The following is an 18,793-nucleotide window of genomic DNA, read 5'->3' as shown; positions in this document are numbered from 1 at the left end:
GACACCCACCGACGCCGCGCCATTCAACGGGAGACCACAGTGAGAGAGCACACCACCAGAGACTGGACGCTGACCCGAACCTCCCGGGCCCATGCCGGGGGCCGGGCGGAGCACGCGGCGATCATCTGCGAGGGCCGCACCACCACGTACGCGAAGCTGCACCGGGACAGCAACCGCGCCGCCCACGCCCTGCGCGAGGCGGGTGTCCGGCGCGGCGACCGCGTCGCCTACCTGGGCCGCGAGTCGGAGAACTACTACCTCACGATCCTCGCCTGCGCGAAGGCGGGCGCCGTCCTGGTCCCGGTCAACTGGCGCCTCACCCAAGGCGAGGTGGACCACATCCTGCGGGACTCGGGCGCCGCGCTCCTCTTCGTGGACGACGAGTTCTGGGACACCGCGGACCGGGTCCGGCCGCTCCTTCCCCATCTGCACACCGTGGTCCGCGTCGACGGCACCGACAGCGAGGGCGAACCGGCGCGCGGCGCCGGACTGCCCGCCTGGTACGCGAACCGGCCCGACACAGATCTGGAACCGGGCACCGGATGCGACGACGCGGTCGTGCAGATCTACACCAGCGGGACCACCGGGCTGCCCAAGGGCGCGGTGCTCGCCCACCGCAGTTTCTTCACGCTGCCCGCCGCGATGCGCGAGCACGGCGCTGACTGGCTCGACTGGCTGCCGGACGACGTCAGCCTGATCTCGCTGCCGGGGTTCGGCATCGCGGGCATCGGCTGGTTCATGCACACCTTCAACGCCGGGGCGACCAGCGTGGTGATGCCGCAGTTCGATCCGCAGGAGGCGGTGCGGCTGATCCGTACGCACGCGGTCACCATTACCTTCGCCGCGCCCGCCATGCTCCAGATGATGATGGCCGAACGGGGCGCGGGCCCGGCCGCGTTCACCTCCCTGCGCAAGATCGCCTACGGTGCGGCGCCGATCTCCGAGACCCTGCTCGAACAGTGCCTGGAGGTATTCGGCTGCGAGTTCGCGCAGATCTACGCCAGCACGGAGACCGGCAGCGTCGCGGTGTGCCTGCCGCCCGCCGCGCACCGGCCAGGCACCGGACTGCTGCAGTCGGTCGGCAGGCCCTGCCCCGGCAACGAGGTGAAGGTGATCGGCCCGGACGGGGAGACGCTGCCGCCCGGTGAGACGGGCCAGATCTGCATCCGCACCCCGTCCCGGATGCTCGGCTACTGGAACCTTCCCGAGGCGACCGCGCGCACCGTCGTGGGGGAGTGGTTGCACATGGGCGACGCCGGCTATCTCGACGAGGACGGCTACGTCTACCTCCGCGACCGCATGAACGACACGATCATCGTCGCCGGACAGAACATCTACCCCGCCGAGGTCGAGAAGGCGCTCGCCGCCCATCCGGCCGTCGCCGACGCCGCCGTCGTCGGACTGCCCGACCCGCACTGGGGCGAGGCGGTGCACGCCTGCGTCGTCCTGCGGCCCGGCGCCGCCGCCACGCCCCGCGAACTCCTGCTGTCGCTGCGCGGCCGGCTCGCCGACTACAAGATCCCGGGCGGTTTCCACTTCGTCGACGACCTGCCGCGCAATCCGTCCGGGAAGATCCTGCGCCGCGCCGTGCGCGAGCGGCTGCGGGACCAGGTGGCCGCGGCGGAACCCGGCGCGGCCGACCACACCGTCCTCGCCGCCCACTGACGTACGAAACCGATCCCCGCCAGCCGAATCCCCGCCAGCCGAATCTCCGCGAGACGAAACGGAGCACCCCATGCAGTTCTCCGCCGGGCCACCGAGCATCGGCATCCTGTTGCCCACCCGGGAGCAGGCCATCAACGGCGCCTACGCGGCGGCCCCGCTGCTCGATTTCGCGCGGCAGGCCGAGGCGCTCGGCTTTGACTCGCTGTGGGCGGGCGACTCGCTCACCGCCCGCCCGCGCCTCGACCCGCTCGTGGTGCTCTCCGCGGCCGCCGCCGCGACCGAGCGGATCACGGTCGGCACCGCCGCGCTCACCCCCGCCCTGCGCCACCCCCTGATCGGCGCCAACATGATCGCCAGCCTGGACCACGTGGCCGCCGGCCGGCTGGTACTCGGGCTCGGCTCCGGCTTCCCGATGCCGGAGACCGAGGAGGAGTTCGCCTCCGTCGGGGCGTCCTTCGCCGGGCGGGTGGGACGGCTCGACGAGATCGCCGCGCTCTGGCGCACCGCCTGGCGGTCCGGCGAGCCGGGACAACCCGCGGACTTCCCGGGCAGGTTCTGGCAGGCCCAACGGCTCGAACGGCTGCCGAAGCCGGCCTCGCCCGGCGGCCCGCCGCTCTGGCTGGCCGGCAGCGACACCCCGAAGGTGCTTGCCCGGGTCGCCGAGAAGTACGACGGCTGGCTGCCCTTCCTGCCCGACGCGGAAGCCTACGGCCGGGCCCGCGCCCGTATCGCCGAACTCGCCGAGGCAGCGGGCCGCGCCCCGGACGCGGTCACCCCCGGGCTGTACGCGACCGTCACCGTGGGCCGGGACCGCGCGGCCGCCAAGGCCGAGCTGGAGCACTACGTCAGTCACTACTACGGACGCTCGCTCGAGCAGATGTCGGGCATCCAGGCCTACGGCTGGGGCAGCGCCGAGAGCTGTGCGGAATGGCTCGGCGGCTATCTGCGCGCCGGCGCCAGACACCTGGTCATCCGCGTCGGATCACTCGATCCGGAGCCGCAGTTGAAGGAAATCGCCGAGGTGCTGCTTCCCGCGGTACGCGCAATCGGCCAGCAGACAACCGTTGGGAGAGCTACGTCGTGACCAGTGCCACCGCCAGTGCCACCGCCAGTGCCACCGCCCTGGGCCAGGAAATGTCCCGTGCGGGCCAGTGGTTCCACCCGGCCGAGCCGTCCCAGGACGCCTCGGTCAGGCTGTTCATGCTGCCGCACGCCGGCAGCGGCGCCATCATCTACCGCGACTGGGAGCGGCTGCTGCCCGGCGACATCGCCCCGCAGGCGGTGACCCTGCCGGGCCGCCACAACCGCCGCGACGAGATGACGTACGAGGACTGGGACCCGCTGCTCGACGCGCTCCACGAGGCCGTGCTCGACGACCTGGACGAGCGGCCCTTCGCGTTCTTCGGGCACTGCCTCGGCGCCCAGCTGGCGTTCCGCCTGACCATCCGCATGGAGCGGGAGAGCGGCCCGTCGCCGGTCCTCGTCGGCATGTCGGGCTGGTCGCCCGAGGGCTTCTTCCAGCCGACGGAGGAGCAGAGCCGGATGCCGGAGCCCGAAATGGTCGAGTGGATCAAGAAGTTGGGCTCGTTCCCCGCCGAGATCTACGACAACCCCGAGATGCTCGCACTCGTCGTCCCCGCGCTCCGTGCGGACCTGCGGGTCGCCGCACAGTACGTGGACGACGGGGCGGGAACCGCCTGCCCGCTGGTCTCCTACGGCGGCCGGTCCGACCCGCTGATGGAGAGCCCGGACGCCATGTCGCACTGGGCCGGGCGCAGCCCGCACTACCTGGGCCACAGCGAGTACCCGGGCGGCCACTTCTACATCGACAGCCACGCGGAGGCCGTCACCACGCACTTCGGCCAGCGGCTGCAGCGGCTCGTCGCCGCGTCCGCCCGCTGAGCCCGGTCCCGCCCCCACCGAGAACAGCCGGAACGACTCAGGAAGGTCGGTCATGACCACCGAAGCGGAAATGCACGGCGCTGAAGTCCAGGGCGTCGCGCCAGCGGGAGCGCCGCCGCCCGACGAGGCCACGGCGGCCAAACCCTCCTACGGGGCGCTCCTGGTCGTGCTGGCCGGCCTCTTCATCACCAACCTCGACTTCTTCATCGTCAACGTGGCGATCCCGTCGCTGCAGGCCAACATGCGCGCCACATCGGCGGAGATCCAGCTCACCGCCGTCACCTTCACCATCGGCCTGTCCGCCCTGCTGATCACCGGCGGCCGGCTCGGCGACATCTATGGACGGCGCCGGATCTACTCGACCGGCGTGCTGCTCTTCACGCTCGCCTCACTGGCCTGCGGCATCGCCCAGAGCATGGGCGAGCTGATCGTCGCCCGCGGTGTCCAGGGCGCGGCCGCCGCCCTGGTCATCCCCCAGGTGCTCGGCATCCTCACCACCACGTACTCCGGGAAGCACCGGGCCGTCGCGTTCAACGCGTACGGTGTGGCGCTCGGCGCGGCGGCGGTGTTCGGGCAGCTGATCGGCGGCCTGCTGATCAAGGCCGATGTGTTCGGCATGGACTGGCGCACCATCTTCCTGATCAACGTGCCGATCGGCCTGCTCGTCCTGGTGTTCACCCCGAAGCTGGTGCCGGAATCGAAGTCCGAGGGAAACACCGGACTCGACCTGACCGGTGTCCTGCTGGTCACCGCGGGGCTCACCGCGGTCGTGCTGCCGCTGGTCATCGGCCGCGAGGAGGACTGGCCGGCCTGGACCTGGCTGTGCATGGCGGCCGCGGTGCCGCTGCTCGCCGCCTTCTGGGCCAGCCAGCGCCGTCTCGCGGCCGCCAACCGGTCGCCGCTCGTCACCCCGTCCCTGTTCCGGGACCGCGCGTTCGGCGTCGGGTCCGTGGCCATCCTCGTCTTCTTCTCGGTGATGGCCTCGTTCTTCCTGGTCCTCGCGATCTTCCTGCAACAGGGGCGCGGCGCTTCGGCCCTGGGCTCGGGGCTGCTCTTCGTGCCGCTGGGGCTCGGCTTCTTCGTCTCCTCCGCCATGGCACCCAAGTTCGCCGCCAAGCTGGGGCGGCAGGCGCTCGCGGTCGGCGCTCTGGTGCTGGCCGTGGGCGACGTCGCGTTCGCCCAGACCGCGTCACAGCTCGGCGCCACCGGCTCGGTGGGCTGGTGCATTCCGGCGATGGTGGTCTGCGGCTTCGGCATGGGTCTGGTGGTCGCGCCGCTCACCTCACTGGTCCTGGAGGGCGTGGCGGCCACACACGCCGCGGCGGCCTCCGGGGTGTTCTCCACCGCGCAGGAGATGGGCAACGCCCTGGGTATCGCGGTCATCGGAGTGGTCTTCTTCGGCCAGGTCGGGGAGCATCCGTCCGCCCAGGGGTACACCGACGGGTTCGGCCTCAGCCTGTACGTCCAGGCCGGCATCTGCGTCCTGGTCGCCGTACTGGTGCAGCTCCTGCCACGCAAGGCCGACAAGGCCTGAACCCCGACCGAACCCCAGGCAGTTGAGGTGGCGGGTGCCGCGGAGTGAGAGCTCCGGGGCACCCGCCATCGTGCGTGCTCGGGGGATGTGGCGGATCAGCCGGGCGTCAGGTGGGCATCAGCCCCTTCGTCCAGCATGACGGAAAGGAATCAGCCACACACGTCAGCCACAACGGCACAAAGTCAGCCACAACGGAGGGGGAAGAGTCATGACGGTCACTCCTGCCAGACCGGAGGCCGAGGAGCGGATCGCCGCCTGGCCCATGCCGCGTACCTGCCCGTATTCGCCGCCCGACGCGTATGCGCAGCTGCGCAAGGGAGCGCCGGTGAAGGTACGTATCCGGACGGGTGACGCGTGGCTGGTGACGCGCTACGAGGACGTACGCAAGGTCCTGACCGACCCCTCCTTCAGCTCCGACGACACCCTGCCCGGCTTCCCGGTGCGCATCCAACTGCCGCCCGCGCCCCGGGTGATGTCCTTCACGCGGATGGACGGCCCGGAGCACGGTCGGCTGCGCCGGATGGCCATGACCGAGTTCACCGCCCGGCGCACCCGCGCCCTGCGCCCCGCGGTGGAGCGCCTGGTCGACGAGCTGGTCGACGAGCTGGCACAGGGGCCGCGCCCGGTCGACCTGGTGGCGGCCTTCTCAGTCCGGCTGCCCTCCCTGGTGATCGCCCGCATGCTGGGCGTTCCCGAGGCGGATGAGTGCGACTTCACCGAGCTCAGCCAGGCCGTACTCTCCCAGGACGCCACGCCCGAGGAGATATTCGCGGCCTTCGTCGAGATGACGCAGTACCTGGACGAGCTGATCAGACGCAAGCAGCAGGCCCCCCGGGACGACCTGCTCAGCCGCCTGGCCACGCAGTACGTCGCGACCGGTGAGCTCTCCCACGACGACCTGGTGGCGATGGCCCGGCTCTTCCTGGTGGCGGGCCACGAGACCACCGCGCACCAGCTCAGCCTCAGCGTGCTCAGCCTGCTGCGCGAGCCCGACCAGCTGGACCGGCTCCGGAGTGACCCCGGCCTGTTCGCCCCGGCTGTCGAGGAGCTTCTGCGCTACTGGTCCATCACCCAGGACAACCAGGTAAGGGTCGCCGTCGCCGACGCGGAGATCGGCGGCGCCAGGATGGCCAAGGGCGACGGAGTGATCCTCGCCTACCCCAGTGCCAACCACGACGAGACGGTCTTCCCCGGCGGCGACCGCCTCGACATCGAGCGGGACGCCAGCCGGCATATCGCCTTCGGCTACGGTCCGCACCTCTGCCCGGGCGCCTCGCTGGCCCGCATGGAGCTGGAGGTCGCCCTGCGCGCCCTCATCGGCCGCTTCCCCGGCCTGCGCATCGCGGACGTTCCCGAAGCGATCTCGTTCCGCGAGAACACCATCAACTACGGGCTCAACTCGCTGCTCGTCACCTGGTAGGGCCGTCAGCCGGGCGTCAGACCCGCGTCAGCGCCCGGTGGCAGAGTCCTTCGCAGGTGCTACCAGACCAAGGAGTACGCCCGACATGGCCGACAGCAGTCACGCCGCGGGCCCGACCAGGGCCCTGGTCATAGCCAACCCCGCATCCGGCAGCCACAGCTCTCAACTGGTGCGTGACGTCCAGGACTTGTGTTCCGCGTACCTGACGCACACGGAGGTGCACCTCACCACGGCCCCGGGGGACGCGACCGTCTTCGTACGCCGCGCCCTGGAGCGGTCCGTCGGGGCACCGGACCTCGTCGTGGCCATCGGCGGCGACGGCACGGTCCGCGAGGTGGTGCAGGGCCTGCACGCCCCAGCGGGACAAGCCGCGCTCATGGTGGTGCCGGGCGGCACCGGCAACTCCGGGTACAAGATGCTCTGGGGGGACCGGCCCTGGACCGAGTCGCTGAAGGCGGTGCTCGCCGACTCCCGTGCGGGCGGCAGCGCCCGGCTGCGCCACCTGGACCTGGCGCGGCTCGCCGAGACCCGCAGTTGCGTCTACCTGGGCGCCTGCAGCGGTGTGATCGCCGACGCGCTGATCACCGCCAGGGGCATCCCGGCCACCGGACGGGAGCGGTACGCTCGCGCGTTCGCCGAGACAGCCGAGACGTATGTCCCCTACCAAGGCCGGGTCATCGTCGACGGGCAGGTGGTGCACGAGGGCCCGACCGTCCTCGCCAACGTCGGCGGCGGCCGCTACCGGGGCGGCCGGTTCCTGATCCTGCCCGACTCGCTGCTCGACGACGGGCTGCTCGACGTCTGCGTCATCGGTGACGGCGTGGCCGCCACCGAGGTGCCCGGACTCACCCTCGAAGCCCGGCACATGGACCATCCGGCGACCGTGTACGCACGCGGCCGCAGGATCACCGTCGAGCGCACCGACGGGGGGCGGCTGCCCCTGGAACACGACGGCGAGTACCAGCACGCCATCGGCGCCTCGGCCACCTTCGAGGTGCTCCCCGGAGCACTGGCCGCCTGGGGCCCGGCGGACTCCCCCTGACCCTTCCCGACCCGACCGTACGACCTTCACGATCCGCACCCCGCACGACCCTCACGACCAAGGAGACACCATGAGCGACCTCAACAGCACCGTCACCCGCTACCTCGCCATCTGGAACGAGGCGGACGCGGACAAGCGTGCCGCGGCGATCGCCGAGCTGTTCACCGCGGACGCCCCGTACATCGACCCGCTCGCCGCGGTCGAGGGCCACGAGGGCATCGGCGCGGTCATCGCGGGGGCCCGCGACCAGTTCAAGGGCCTCATCTTCGAGCTGATCGGCAAGGTGGACACCCACCACAACATCGCCCGCTTCCAGTGGGGCCTGGTCACCGAGCCCGGCAGCGAGCCGATCGCCATCGGCTTCGACGTCGCGGTCACCGCGGAGGACGGCCGGATCAAGGGCGTCTACGGGTTCCTCGACAAGGTTCCCGCGGCCTGATCCCCCAAGGGCGGCGGTACGCCACCGGCGTACCGCCGCCCCGGTCCTCATCGGCCCGGCGCCGCCAAGGCCCGGGCCGGCACCGGAAAGGCAGGGTGCGTCACATGTCTGCTGTCCTCGCCGAGCGGGTGGCCAGGACACTGTGCGAGCAGTGGGAGCAGCCCCGGCCCCGGCCCGCGGCGCTCCGCGCCCACGCGGACACACCGCTGCGCGAACTGTCCCAGTGGGCCGCGAACCTGCGCCCGCGGGACATCCCCTGCCGGGTGCTGAAACTCGCCGCCAGCCAGGTCCTCTCGCAGATCGCCTCCATCCGGGCCGGCCTCGCCCACCCGCTGGGCCGCAAGCTGGTGGCCGCCTTCGGTCACCCCATGCAGCCCGACCCCAGAGCCGCGGCGGGCGTACTCGCCGCCCTCGGCTCCTGGCTCAACCTCGACGACACGGCCTACGCCGGGCATCTGTCCAACTCGACCGTCGCGGTGCCCCTCGCCTTCGCGTACGCCCGCAAGCTGGACGGGCTCTCCCTGCTGACCGCCGTCGTGGCGGCCAACGAGTGCGCGGCGCGCATCACCGCGTCCGCGACCCTGGGACCGCTGCGCGGCCAGAGCGCCGTGCACACCCATCTCGCGGGTGCGGTGGCCGGCCGGCTGCACTGCGACCGGGCCCCGGCCGAGCTGTGGCAGAACTCCCTCGGTCTGGCCTTCGCCATGCCCAACTGGCCGCTGATGCGCGCCTTCCTGGCCAGCGACGCCCGCCTGTTCAACACCTTCACGCCGGTACGCACCGCCATGGACGCCTGCGACGCGGCGGCGGCCGGGCTGCACGGCGCCCCCGACATCATCGAGCACCAGGACGGCTTCCTGGCCCGGTTCGCGACGGTCCCGCTTCCGCAGGCGGTGGCCAAGGGCCTCGGCAGCCGCTGGCACACCGACACGCTGTCCTTCAAGATGCACCCCGGCGGTCCCGGCATCGACGCCGCGGTGGACTGCGCCGCGGAGATCCACCGGGAGCTGGGCCCGATCGGTCCGGACGACGTGGCGGAGATCGTCGTCGAGGCGTCCCTGTACACGCTGTTCGCGGGGGAGCGCGCGGCCCAGTACGTCAACGGCCCCGGATCACCCCTCGGCGCCCTGGTACTCGACGTGCCCTATCCGGTCGCCACCACGCTGCTGACCGGCGAGTTCTCGGTGGACGACTTCTCCTCACCGCTCCTGGACGACCCCGCCCGCTGGTCGCTGGCCCGCCGTGTGCGTCTGGAGCACGACACGGAGATGACCCGCGAACTCTTCCTGTCCGAAGCGCCGTTCGGCGAGGCGGTGCGCGAGGCGGGCCCGCTGGCCACGCCCTGGCTGCGCGGCTTCGGCGGCGACGAACTGGTGGATCTGGTCGGCCGGCCCGAGGCGGTCGGCGGGGACTTCTCCCGCTCGACCAAGGCCACCGGCGCCCGTGTCACCGTACGGCTGACCGACGGTCGTACGGTGACACGGGCGCGCCTCATCCCGGTCGGCGCGGCGGGCCCTGACACCCGCTCCCGGCACTCCGAGATGGTGCGGGAGAAGTTCCTCTCCGTCGGCGGCTCGCATCAAGTGGCCGACACTGTCGGTGCGTTGCACCGGATGCGGCCCCGAGGGGTGCGCCGCTGGATCGAGGCCGCCTTCCTCGACTGACCTGTGACTGATCAGCGTTTCGGGAGGCAGGATTCGACGATCTCCTCCACCCGCTCGACGACGTCCTCGCGGTTCGCCTGCACCCAGGAGATGTGCTGGGCGCCGAAGAGCGCGGACCGCAGCACGCGCGCCAGAGCGGCCGGCTTGGCGCCCTCGGGCAGCGTCCCGGCACTGCGGCAGTCCTCCAGGAGCTCGGTGAGCAGTTCGGTGAAGGCGACGTACGGGACCGGCATGTCGATCTTGATGTAGGGGCGCTCGATCTGCAGCCGCGCGCCTGCCTTGATGAAGTCGTCGTCACGGAAGCCGCGGGCCACGGCCCGCAGGACGCCCGCCACCGTCGAGGGTGAGGACCGGTCGCCGTCCAGAACGGGGGCGATGATCTCGTTCAGCCGCCGGTAGAACTCGTCCGCCACGGCGGCGGCGATCGCCTCTTTGTTGGTGAAGTGGAAGTACACCGCCCCCTTGGTCATCTCGGCCTTGTCGGCGATGTCCTTGATGGTGACGGCGGGGAAGCCGACGTCGGCGAAGACCGCGGCCGAGGCGTGGAGGATCGTCCTGCGGGTGTGGATCGCACGTTCCTGCTTGAGGTGCGAGGTGTCGTCGGCCGACGTGCCCGTTGGGGGGTGGGGCAGCGGTGCCTTGCGTTCGTTGCTCATGGCGTCCATATCGTGCTCAGTCGATCTGATCGGATCAGGGTGCTCGTGGGTGGTGAGACTCCCCTGCGGCGCGGAAGGTGGGGTCCGCCATCCTGGAGTGTCAACTCATCGCTGGACAGGGTGTGTTGATCGCCATCGGCGTGCGGCTTCGGTCTTTGAAATATACCTTCTCGGAGGTATATTAATCCTCGCACCGCAAGGCGTCACGCGTCTGTTCTCTGGCAAGATTCGTCCTAATCGGGGAGAAGCGTTGTCTCAGATGTCGGTCGTGCTCAGCGATGATTCCAGAAACCGGGATGCCTCATCAATGGCTCCCACGGCTCCTGGCCTCACGTTTCTCAGGCCCGTTCCGCGTGAACTGGTGCACCGCAGCGCGGTCGCGGAGGTTTTCGTCACCGACGGCTGTCAGGTGGGCCACAGTCAGTTCTCGATCGCGGCCCAGTTGCCGCGCGACCATGCGCTCTACCACCCGGACGAGCAAGGCCTCAGCGATCCGATGCTGTTGGCGGAGACGATTCGCCAGGCGATGCTGTACGTGGCCCACGAGTACTGCGGTGTGCCGCTCGGCCGTCGGTTCGTCGGCCGGGACCTGTACTTCGACATCACCGACCCTAGCGCGCTTCGGGTCGGCGGTGTGCCGGTTCCAGTGGTACTCGAGGCGGAGTGGACCTGGGAGGAAGGCCGGCCCAAGGGTGCCCGGCTCGACGTGCGGCTGCTGGTGGACGGACAGCCCTGCGGGAGCGGGGGGTTACGGGTCTGGGTGATGGACGAGCGGCGGTACGGACTGCTGCGGCGGATGGCCTGGGGTGGCGATTCCCCGCCGGTCGCGTCGGGCGCTTCGGGGCCCTCCGTGTCACTCGTGCCGCCACGCCGGGTGGGGCGGCTGCGCTGGAAGGACTGCGTCCTGGGGCGTTCCAGGCCGGACGGGGGCTGGCGGCTGCGGTTCGACCGCGATCACGCGGTGCTGTTCGACCACCCCACGGATCATGTGCCGCTCATGGTCCTGATGGAGGGCTTCCGGCAGCTCGGCCATCTCCAGGTGCACGAGAGCGCCGGGGAGCCGCTCGTCGATCAGGCGTTCGCACTGGTCGCCGCCACGGTGGAGTGCGCGGCCTTCGCCGAGCTGGACGTGCCGATCCGTCTGGTGGTCGAGGAGTGTGTGCCCGGCGTGGTCGAGGAGTGCGTGCTCGGCTCCATGTCGGCGGCGGGCTGTCAGATGCGCATCGCCGCCATCCAGGGGGACACCCTGTTGGCCAGGACCGACATGACGTGGCGAGGCGTGGGTCGGCGCAACTCCCGGATGATGGTGGACCATTGGCCCGAGCTCGCGTCACTGTCCGGCATTGTCCCCTAGGGCGTGCGCGAGGACGTTCCACATGCCCGCCACCCGGCCGCCCGAATCGGGGCGGTCGTTGGCGGAGCCCATCCAGAACACGCCGAAGAACGCGGCCACGAGCAGATCGGCCACGGCCTTGGGCGGTGCCGAGGCCACCCAACTCCGCTCCTGCTGTGCCTCGTCGACGAGTTGTAGGACAGCCGTGTGGGTTTCCTTCAGCAGGGCCGCGGGACCCGCGGCCGCCTGGGCCGTTTCCAGTGTCAGCCGCAGCGCCGCGCGGGCCCGCGCGTCGCCCTGGAAAAGCTCTCCCAGGGTGAGCATCAGGGTCCGCAGCCGCTCGAGCGCCGGGTCGGGCGAGGCCTTCGCGTCGGCGAGGGGCTCCTCGACCGCGGTGGCCAGATGGGTGCAGAGCGCGGCGGCCAGCTTCTCCTTGTTGGAGAAGTGGCCGTAGAGGGCGCCCTTCGTCAGCCCGATCCGGTCGGCGATCTTCTGCAGGTTGGTGTTCGCGTATCCGTAGCGCGCGAACTCGTACGCGGCGGCGTCAAGGACGGCGTCGTACGTGCGCAAGGCCCGTGCCTGCTTCGGCAAGGTGCACACCTCGTTCACTGGGGTTGGACAGTGTAGGACCGGCAGCAATAAAGATACGTTCAAGAACGAATTCTAATCGGCCTTTGGGGTGTATGCCACAGATGATTCAGTCACAGAGCTCATCAGCGGAAGACCGGCGCCCGGGCGGCCCCGTGCCCCTGTCACCGGACGCGGTCGCGCAGGCCGCCGTCTCCGCCGCCGCGTCCGCCGACGGCACCGAGAGCGCGCGGCGGCTGAACGGCGAGACCGTACGGCTGCTGACCCGCGCGGGCTTCGCCCGGCACTTCGTGCCCCGCGTCTGGGGCGGCACGGAAGGCACCTTCAGCGCCCTCGTCGACGCCGCCGCCACGGTCGGGGCCGGCTGCGCGTCCGCCGCGTGGTGCGGTGCGCTCTGGGCCGCGCACGGCCGGTTCGCGGCCTACCTGCCCCTGCCGGGACAGCGCGACCTCTGGGCCGCCTCGCCCGATGCGCTGATCACCGCGGTCATGAGCGCATCGGGCACGGCGCGGCCGCTCCCGGACGGCTGGCTGCTGAGCGGCAGATGGAGGTACGCGAGCGGAGTGGACTTCGCGGACTGGCTGCTGTTAACCGCCACCGAACCCACCGAACAGGGCACGCGCTGCCGGGTGTTCGCGGTCCCCCGCGGCGAGGCCGAAGTCCTCGACACCTGGCAGAGCGCCGGCATGCGCGGCACCGGAAGCCACACCGTCGTGGTGGAGTCGGCCTTCGTACCCGGCCATCGCTCCTTCCTCATGTCCGACCTGACCGCCGGCACACCCGGCCCCGGCCGGGCCCGGTGCCACCACGCGCCCGCCCAGCTGGGTGGCGGCCTGCTCTTCTGCGCCCCGGCGTTCGGGGCCGCACGTCACGCGCTGGAGGCGTGGACGCGGCGGGCGGCGCGGTCCGCACGGGCGCAGTCCGACCGCGACGCGCTGCGGCTCCATCGGACCCTGGCACGCTCGGCCGACGAGATCGAGGCCGCCCACCTGTTGCTGAGGGATGCCGCGCAGCGCGCCGACGCCGACGCCTGGACCGAGCGGGACGTGGCGAGGAACAAGCGCGTCGCGGCCTCGGTCGTCAGCCTGCTCGCCACCGCGGTCGAGCGACTCCACCGCACCGGCGGTGGGCCGGGACAGGGGGGTGGGGACGTCGTCGAGCGGTGCCACCGCGATGTGCGCACCGTGGCGGACCACCGGATGCTGCGGCCGGAGCAGGCCGCCGTCGACTACGCGACAACGGTCTTCTCCGAGCTGACCGAAGAACCGGCCCCCGCACGGGAGTCGGCCCTGGAGGTGCCCCGTGTCGACGCCTGAACGCCCGCGCCTGGTCTTCTCCGACGTCGACGAGACGCTGATCAGCTGCAAGAGCCTCCTGGACTTCCTCGGCTACTACTTCGAGGGCCGGTACGGCGCCGATGGGGCGCTCCGCGCGGCACGGGTCTGCGCGGAACTCCACGCCAAGGTCGCCGCGGGACTGCCGCGGGCGGAGGCCAACCGGGCGTACTACCGGGAGTGGCGGGGCGAGCCGGTGGCGGCGGTCGAGGAGTGGGCGCGGCGCTGGTTCAGCGAGCGGAGCGCCGCCGAGGGCTTCTACGTCCGCGGTGTCGCAGCGGAACTGCGCGGGCACCGCGCCGACGGCGCGGTCATCGCCCTGGTCTCCGGCTCGTTCCGCCCGCTTCTGGACCCCATCGCCGAGGCGGTCGGCGCCGAACACGTGCTGTGCACCCGCCTCGAACGCTGCGGCAGGGTCTTCACCGGCGGCCTCGTCGGCGCCCCGGTCATCGGGGACGAGAAGCGCCGCCTGGTACGCGAGTTGCTGTCCCGGTACGCGCACATCGACCCGGCGGACTGCTTCGGCTACGGAGACGACCCGTCCGACCTGCCGATGCTGCTCGAAGTGGGCCATCCCGTGCTGGTGGGGCAGGCATCCGCCCCCTAGCGAGTCCGGTCATCCGCGGCCTGACCTGCCCGGAAGCCTCGCGGGTACCGGTCCGCTGTGGCCGGGAGGGCCGCGCCGCGAACAGCGCCGACTGGCGAGGTCCGCGGAGAGCTCGTTGCCCGCCGTCCGAGCGGCCGGTGCCCTCGACGCCGCAGCCGCGTGCGAGACGGGCACGGCCGCCCGCCGCGGCTCACACATCGCGCCGGTGGACGACGGCGAGTACGACCACCACCGCGGCGAGGGGCCAGACCGCGAACACGGCCCACGCCTCGGTGGCCGACCCCGGATACCGACCGAGGTCGTAGTCCACCGCCGGGTTCCGGACCAGCACCTCCCACGCGGTGACCGGCATCGCGTTGCCGAGCTCCGCGACCCACCGATACCTGTCACCGCGGAGCAGCATCGGCAGCAACAGAAGCACACCGACAAGCCCCACGACCGTACTCGCGGCATGCCGCAACACCGCGCCGATCGCCATCCCGACGAGCGCCGACAGCGGCGCAAGCAGCGCGGAGGCCACCACGGCACGCAGCGCACCGGGGTCACCGATCGACAGCCCGCCGTGCTCGCGCAACACCGCCTGGGTCACCCCGAAGGACGCCGCCGATACGCACGCGCCGAGCGCGAGCATCACGGGCGCGACCACGGCGACCTTCGCCGCCATCACCGCACACCGGCCCGGCACGGCCGCGAACGTCGTACGGATCAGCCCGCTGGTGTACTCGCCGAAGACGAACAGCGCGCCAACGCTCCCGGCGACGATGATCAGGATGCTGTAGGCGGGATCGACGAACGCCGTCGCCATCGGATCGAACATCCGGTCCGGGTCTGGGGGAGAGGTCTGCTTCGACTGGAACCGACGGTTGGAGTCCGCGGAGTTCACGTTGATCGACAGGACGACCAACGCGCCGACCCCCAGCACCCAGAACGTGGAGCGCAACGACCAGAGTTTGATCCACTCGGCGGCGACGAGATCGCGAAACCGGGCGCGGGGTTCCGCTCGCGTGGAAGACATCGGAGTGGTCATCGGGTCCCTCCCGCGGCGTACTCGACACGGTCGGCCGTCAGTTCCAGGAACGCCTCCTCCAGCGAGGCGGACCGCGGGCTGAGCTCCGCCAGCGGAACCCGGTGCCGGAGGGCCAGTTGACCGATCTCGTCCGGGCTCAGACCCGTCACCGTGCAGGACCCGTCCGCCTCCGCACAGACCTCCGCGCCCGCCGCCGCCAGCGCGGGCGTCAGCACGGAGGCCTCCGACGTCCGTACGGTCACACTCAGCAGCGTGCCCCGCGCGGCGAACTCCGCCAGACTCTCCGCCGCGACCAGCGAGCCCCTGCCGATGACGACCAACCGCTCGGCGGTGAGCTCCATCTCGCCCATGAGGTGGCTGGAGACCAGCACCGTACGGCCCTCGGCGGCCAGCCGCCCGAACAGCCCGCGCACCCACAACACCCCTTCCGGGTCGAGACCGTTGAGCGGCTCGTCGAAGAGGAGGACCGGAGGGTCGCCGAGCAACGCGGTGGCGATGCCCAGTCGTTGGCGCATCCCCAGCGAGAACCCGCCGATCCGCCGCCCCGCCGCGTCGGCGAGCCCCACCTCGCCCAGCACCTCGTCGACCCGGCCGCGCGGGACGCGGTTGCTGCGGGCCAGTGCCCGCAGATGCGCCGCCGCGCTGCGCCCGCCGTGCACCTCCCGCGCGTCGAGCAGCGCGCCGACGTGGCGCAGCCCGCGCGGGCGGTCGCGGAAGGGCCGCCCGTCGATGGTGGCGGTGCCGCTGGTCGGCCTGATCAGGCCGAGGAGCATCCGCAGTGTGGTGGTCTTGCCCGCGCCGTTGGGGCCGAGGAATCCGGTGACGCGTCCGGGGCCGACGGTGAAGCTCAGGCCGTTGACGGCGGTGGTCGGCCCGTACCGCTTGGTGAGTTCGCTGACTTCTATCACCCGGCCAACGGTGGCGTGGGCCACCCCCGTACGGCATCGGCCCGTCGATCACAACGCCGACGGCGGGGGTAGCCCATGGGCGTACGACCGTGGTCCGATGCCTGGTCAGGGGAGTGTGGCTACCATCAGCGCATGCCCGCCCCGCCGCCACCACGCCCCCCGCTGCTGCGCAGGAGTCTGGTGCGGCTGGGGGGACTGCCACCCGGCGTCTGGATGGTCCTCGTCTGGTGTGCGGTCACGGCGTACACCCTCGCCAAGGAGGAGCGACCCGGTTCGGCGCGGCTGGTCCTGCTGGGTGACGGCAACTTCATCCCGGCACGCTGGCCGGAGCTGGCCCTCGCCCTGGGGATGGTGCTGTGGGCGGCCCTGCCACGCCGCCGCCCCCTGTCGGCCCTGGCCCTGCTCCTCGGCGCGACGATCACCTCGGCGATCGCGCTGAGCGTGAAGGACATCCCGCTGCTGCAGTTCCTGGCCGTCGACATCGCCCTGTGCTACATCGCCGCCACCCGCCCACGCCGCACCTCGGTCACCGCCGCCCTCATGGCGCTCGGTGTGCTGATCGGCTACGCGGCCACCAGGGTGCTGCTTGGGATGCCCGTGGTCGCCTCCACGGTGGTGATCGTGGCCCTCACGACCGTCATCGTCTGGCTGATCGGCCACTCCATCCACCAGAGCCATGCCCACGCCGAGGCGCTGCGGGCCCAGGCCGCCGACCGCGCAGTCAACGCCGAACGGCTCCGTATCGCCCGTGAGTTGCACGACATGGTCGCGCACAGCATCGGCATCATCGCGATCCAGGCGGGCGTGGGCAGCCGGGTCATCGCCACCCAGCCCGCCGAGGCAGCCAAGGCGCTCGGCGCCATCGAGGCCACGAGCCGCGAGACCCTGTCCGGCCTACGCCGGATGCTGGGCGCCCTGCGCCGCCCCGAACCCGGCCAGCCGGCCGAGCCCTCACCGCTGGAACCAGCCCCGGGCCTCGCGGACCTCGACCGTCTGGCCGCGGCGACGACAGCCGCCGGAGTCCACGTCACGGTCCGTCGGCTGGGCGAACCCCGCTCCCTGCCCCCGGAGATCGACGTCTCCGCGTACCGCATCATCCAGGAAGCGGTCACCAACGTGATCCGCCACGCGGGAGTCCCGTACTGCGAGGTCTCCCTCACCCACCAGGACGACGAACTGACCATCGACGTGACCAACGACGGCTCCAGCCCCGCGACCGCCCCACACACCCCGACCGGCTACGGCCTCATCGGCATGCGCGAACGGGTCACCCTGTTGCACGGCCGCTTCACCGCCGGACCACGCCCGGAGGGCGGCTTCCAGGTGTCCGCCCGGCTCCCGCTGCCGGTGACCCGATGACGGCCCCGGCTGTGCGGGTCGTACTGGCCGACGATCAGCCGCTGGTCCGCGCGGGCCTGCGCGTCCTGACCGCCGACACCCCCGACCTGGAGGTCGTCGGCGAAGCCGGAACCGGCGCCCAGGCGGTCCAACTGGTCCGCGACCTCCACCCCGACGTGGTGGTGATGGACATCCGGATGCCCGGCATGGACGGCATCGAGGCCACCCGGATGGTCACCGCCGGACCGGGAACGACACGTGTCCTCGTCCTCACCACCTTCGACGACGACGATTACGTCTACGCCGCGCTGCGCGCCGGTGCCAGCGGATTCCTGGTCAAGGACATGGCGCTGGAGGAGATCCTCGGCGCGATCCGCGTGGTCGCCGCGGGCGACGCCCTGATCGCCCCGAGCGTCACCCGCCGCCTCATCCACGAGTTCGCGGCCCGCCCCGAACCCGCTCGGGCGCACAGGCCGCTGGGCGGCGGCGTGACCGACCGCGAGCGCGAGGTGCTGACCCTCGTCGGCAGCGGCCTGTCCAACAGTGAGATCGCGGCCCAGCTCACCATCAGCGTGGCCACGGTGAAGGCCCACGTGGCCCGCCTGTTCACCAAGCTGGCCGCCCGCGACCGGGTCCAGCTGGTCATCATCGCGTACGAGACGGGCCTGGTGGCCCCACCGGCCCTATGACTCGTCGGCCGCGTACGCCGTGAACGCGGCCCTCCGCGAGGTACGACTCGCTCTCGAACAGAGATGGACCTGTGCGAGCGGTTCGGCGCTTCGCGGACAGCAGTTCGGTCCTGTGCTTGTCGTGTGCACCCTTGTGGCCTCACGGTGTGGGCCCGGCAGGGTGGTATGGGTGGCGGCGCGTGCGATGTCCGCGCGCCGCCGAATTCTGTTACCGAAGTGCCCTGTTCGCCGGTCAGGCGAGCAGTTTGACCTTCGCCTTGCCGAATTCCTCGTCGGTGAGCGCACCGGACCGGTGCAGTTCGGCGAGCTTGGCCAGTTCGTCGGTCCCGCTCGTCCCGGCCGCTCCGGGATTCGCCTCGGCGGCGGTTTTCCGGATGTAGTCCTGGAAGGCCGCTTCCCGTTCCTTCGACTGCTTCACGTCCCGTTGGCCCATTCCGCGGCCGCGCGCGATGACGTAGATGAGCACCCCGATGTAGGGGAGAACGATGCAGAATATGAGCCACCCGGCCTTGCCCCAGCCGCTCAGCTCGTCGTCACGGAAGATGTCCATGACGACCCGGAACAGCAGAAACAGCCACATGATCCACAGGAAGAAGTACAGCATCGTGAGAAAGAGGTTGAGAAGCGGATAGTCGTCCATGGAATCC

18 protein-coding genes are annotated in these 18,793 nt (G+C 71.3%); 13 read left to right on the top strand and 5 right to left on the bottom strand.

Going from position 1 to position 18,793, the window contains the following annotated elements; translation table 11 throughout:
* Positions 1-39: 39 nt before the first annotated feature.
* The 8 genes from U9R90_RS29090 to U9R90_RS29055 all read left to right on the top strand — a co-directional run bounded on the left by U9R90_RS29090 (position 40) and on the right by U9R90_RS29055 (position 9,666).
* Entirely contained in the window at positions 40-1,665 is a 1,626-nt protein-coding gene (locus tag U9R90_RS29090) for a fatty acid--CoA ligase (RefSeq protein ID WP_411059651.1), read from the top strand.
* 70 nt (positions 1,666-1,735) lie between these two features.
* Positions 1,736-2,749, top strand: coding sequence for an LLM class flavin-dependent oxidoreductase (locus U9R90_RS29085; protein ID WP_411059650.1), 1,014 nt, complete (start codon positions 1,736-1,738; stop codon positions 2,747-2,749).
* 50 nt (positions 2,750-2,799) lie between these two features.
* Complete coding sequence (locus tag U9R90_RS29080) at positions 2,800-3,567, top strand: thioesterase II family protein (RefSeq protein WP_411059836.1); 768 nt, start codon at positions 2,800-2,802, stop codon at positions 3,565-3,567.
* Positions 3,568-3,619: 52 nt separating this feature from the next.
* Positions 3,620-5,101: an MFS transporter gene (locus U9R90_RS29075; RefSeq protein ID WP_411059649.1), complete on the top strand. Its 1,482-nt coding sequence runs from the start codon at positions 3,620-3,622 to the stop codon at positions 5,099-5,101.
* A 208-nt stretch (positions 5,102-5,309) separates the two neighbouring features.
* Positions 5,310-6,521 (top strand): cytochrome P450, encoded by a 1,212-nt coding sequence (locus U9R90_RS29070; RefSeq protein ID WP_411059648.1) that lies wholly within the window; start codon positions 5,310-5,312, stop codon positions 6,519-6,521.
* 85 nt (positions 6,522-6,606) lie between these two features.
* Positions 6,607-7,563: a diacylglycerol/lipid kinase family protein gene (locus tag U9R90_RS29065; protein ID WP_411059647.1), complete on the top strand. Its 957-nt coding sequence runs from the start codon at positions 6,607-6,609 to the stop codon at positions 7,561-7,563.
* A gap of 70 nt (positions 7,564-7,633) precedes the next feature.
* Positions 7,634-8,002: a nuclear transport factor 2 family protein gene (locus U9R90_RS29060; protein ID WP_411059646.1), complete on the top strand. Its 369-nt coding sequence runs from the start codon at positions 7,634-7,636 to the stop codon at positions 8,000-8,002.
* Between the two features lie 104 nt (positions 8,003-8,106).
* Positions 8,107-9,666, top strand: a complete 1,560-nt coding sequence (locus tag U9R90_RS29055; RefSeq protein ID WP_411059645.1) for an MmgE/PrpD family protein — start codon at positions 8,107-8,109, stop codon at positions 9,664-9,666.
* A gap of 11 nt (positions 9,667-9,677) precedes the next feature.
* On the opposite strand, the gene U9R90_RS29050 is transcribed toward U9R90_RS29055, so the two are convergent.
* Positions 9,678-10,322: a ScbR family autoregulator-binding transcription factor gene (locus tag U9R90_RS29050; protein WP_411059644.1), complete on the bottom strand. Its 645-nt coding sequence runs from the start codon at positions 10,320-10,322 to the stop codon at positions 9,678-9,680.
* 259 nt (positions 10,323-10,581) lie between these two features.
* On the opposite strand from U9R90_RS29050, the gene U9R90_RS29045 reads away from it, so the two are divergent.
* A complete protein-coding gene (locus U9R90_RS29045; protein WP_411059835.1) occupies positions 10,582-11,676 on the top strand; it encodes a ScbA/BarX family gamma-butyrolactone biosynthesis protein in 1,095 nt (364 codons plus the stop codon).
* Here the strand turns inward: U9R90_RS29045 and U9R90_RS29040 are convergent.
* The gene (locus U9R90_RS29040; RefSeq protein WP_411059643.1) at positions 11,653-12,255 is read right to left on the bottom strand and encodes a TetR family transcriptional regulator; all 603 of its coding nucleotides are present in this window, start codon (positions 12,253-12,255) and stop codon (positions 11,653-11,655) included. The genes U9R90_RS29045 and U9R90_RS29040 overlap by 24 nt on opposite strands.
* Before the next feature lie 143 nt (positions 12,256-12,398).
* Between U9R90_RS29040 and U9R90_RS29035 the strand changes: the two genes are divergently transcribed.
* On the top strand, positions 12,399-13,559 hold the full coding sequence (locus tag U9R90_RS29035; RefSeq protein ID WP_411059642.1) for an oxidoreductase: 1,161 nt from the start codon (positions 12,399-12,401) through the stop codon (positions 13,557-13,559).
* Positions 13,546-14,184: an HAD family hydrolase gene (locus U9R90_RS29030; protein ID WP_411059641.1), complete on the top strand. Its 639-nt coding sequence runs from the start codon at positions 13,546-13,548 to the stop codon at positions 14,182-14,184. The genes U9R90_RS29035 and U9R90_RS29030 overlap by 14 nt, the downstream gene beginning before the upstream one ends.
* 190 nt (positions 14,185-14,374) lie before the next feature.
* Here U9R90_RS29030 and U9R90_RS29025 read toward each other — a convergent pair whose 3' ends face one another.
* Entirely contained in the window at positions 14,375-15,199 is an 825-nt protein-coding gene (locus U9R90_RS29025) for an ABC transporter permease (protein ID WP_411059640.1), read from the bottom strand.
* Between the two features lie 8 nt (positions 15,200-15,207).
* The gene (locus U9R90_RS29020) at positions 15,208-16,119 is read right to left on the bottom strand and encodes an ABC transporter ATP-binding protein (RefSeq protein ID WP_411059639.1); all 912 of its coding nucleotides are present in this window, start codon (positions 16,117-16,119) and stop codon (positions 15,208-15,210) included.
* A gap of 132 nt (positions 16,120-16,251) precedes the next feature.
* On the opposite strand from U9R90_RS29020, the gene U9R90_RS29015 reads away from it, so the two are divergent.
* Entirely contained in the window at positions 16,252-17,478 is a 1,227-nt protein-coding gene (locus U9R90_RS29015; protein WP_411059638.1) for a sensor histidine kinase, read from the top strand.
* The gene (locus U9R90_RS29010; RefSeq protein WP_411059637.1) at positions 17,475-18,146 is read left to right on the top strand and encodes a response regulator; all 672 of its coding nucleotides are present in this window, start codon (positions 17,475-17,477) and stop codon (positions 18,144-18,146) included. The genes U9R90_RS29015 and U9R90_RS29010 overlap by 4 nt, the downstream gene beginning before the upstream one ends.
* A gap of 232 nt (positions 18,147-18,378) precedes the next feature.
* On the opposite strand, the gene U9R90_RS29005 is transcribed toward U9R90_RS29010, so the two are convergent.
* Entirely contained in the window at positions 18,379-18,786 is a 408-nt protein-coding gene (locus U9R90_RS29005) for an SHOCT domain-containing protein (RefSeq protein WP_411059636.1), read from the bottom strand.
* Positions 18,787-18,793 lie beyond the last annotated feature (7 nt).

This window comes from Streptomyces sp. E11-3, from assembly GCF_046540415.1.
In the GTDB taxonomy this organism is placed as follows: domain Bacteria; phylum Actinomycetota; class Actinomycetes; order Streptomycetales; family Streptomycetaceae; genus Streptomyces.
This window is presented reverse-complemented; position numbering and strand designations above follow the sequence as displayed.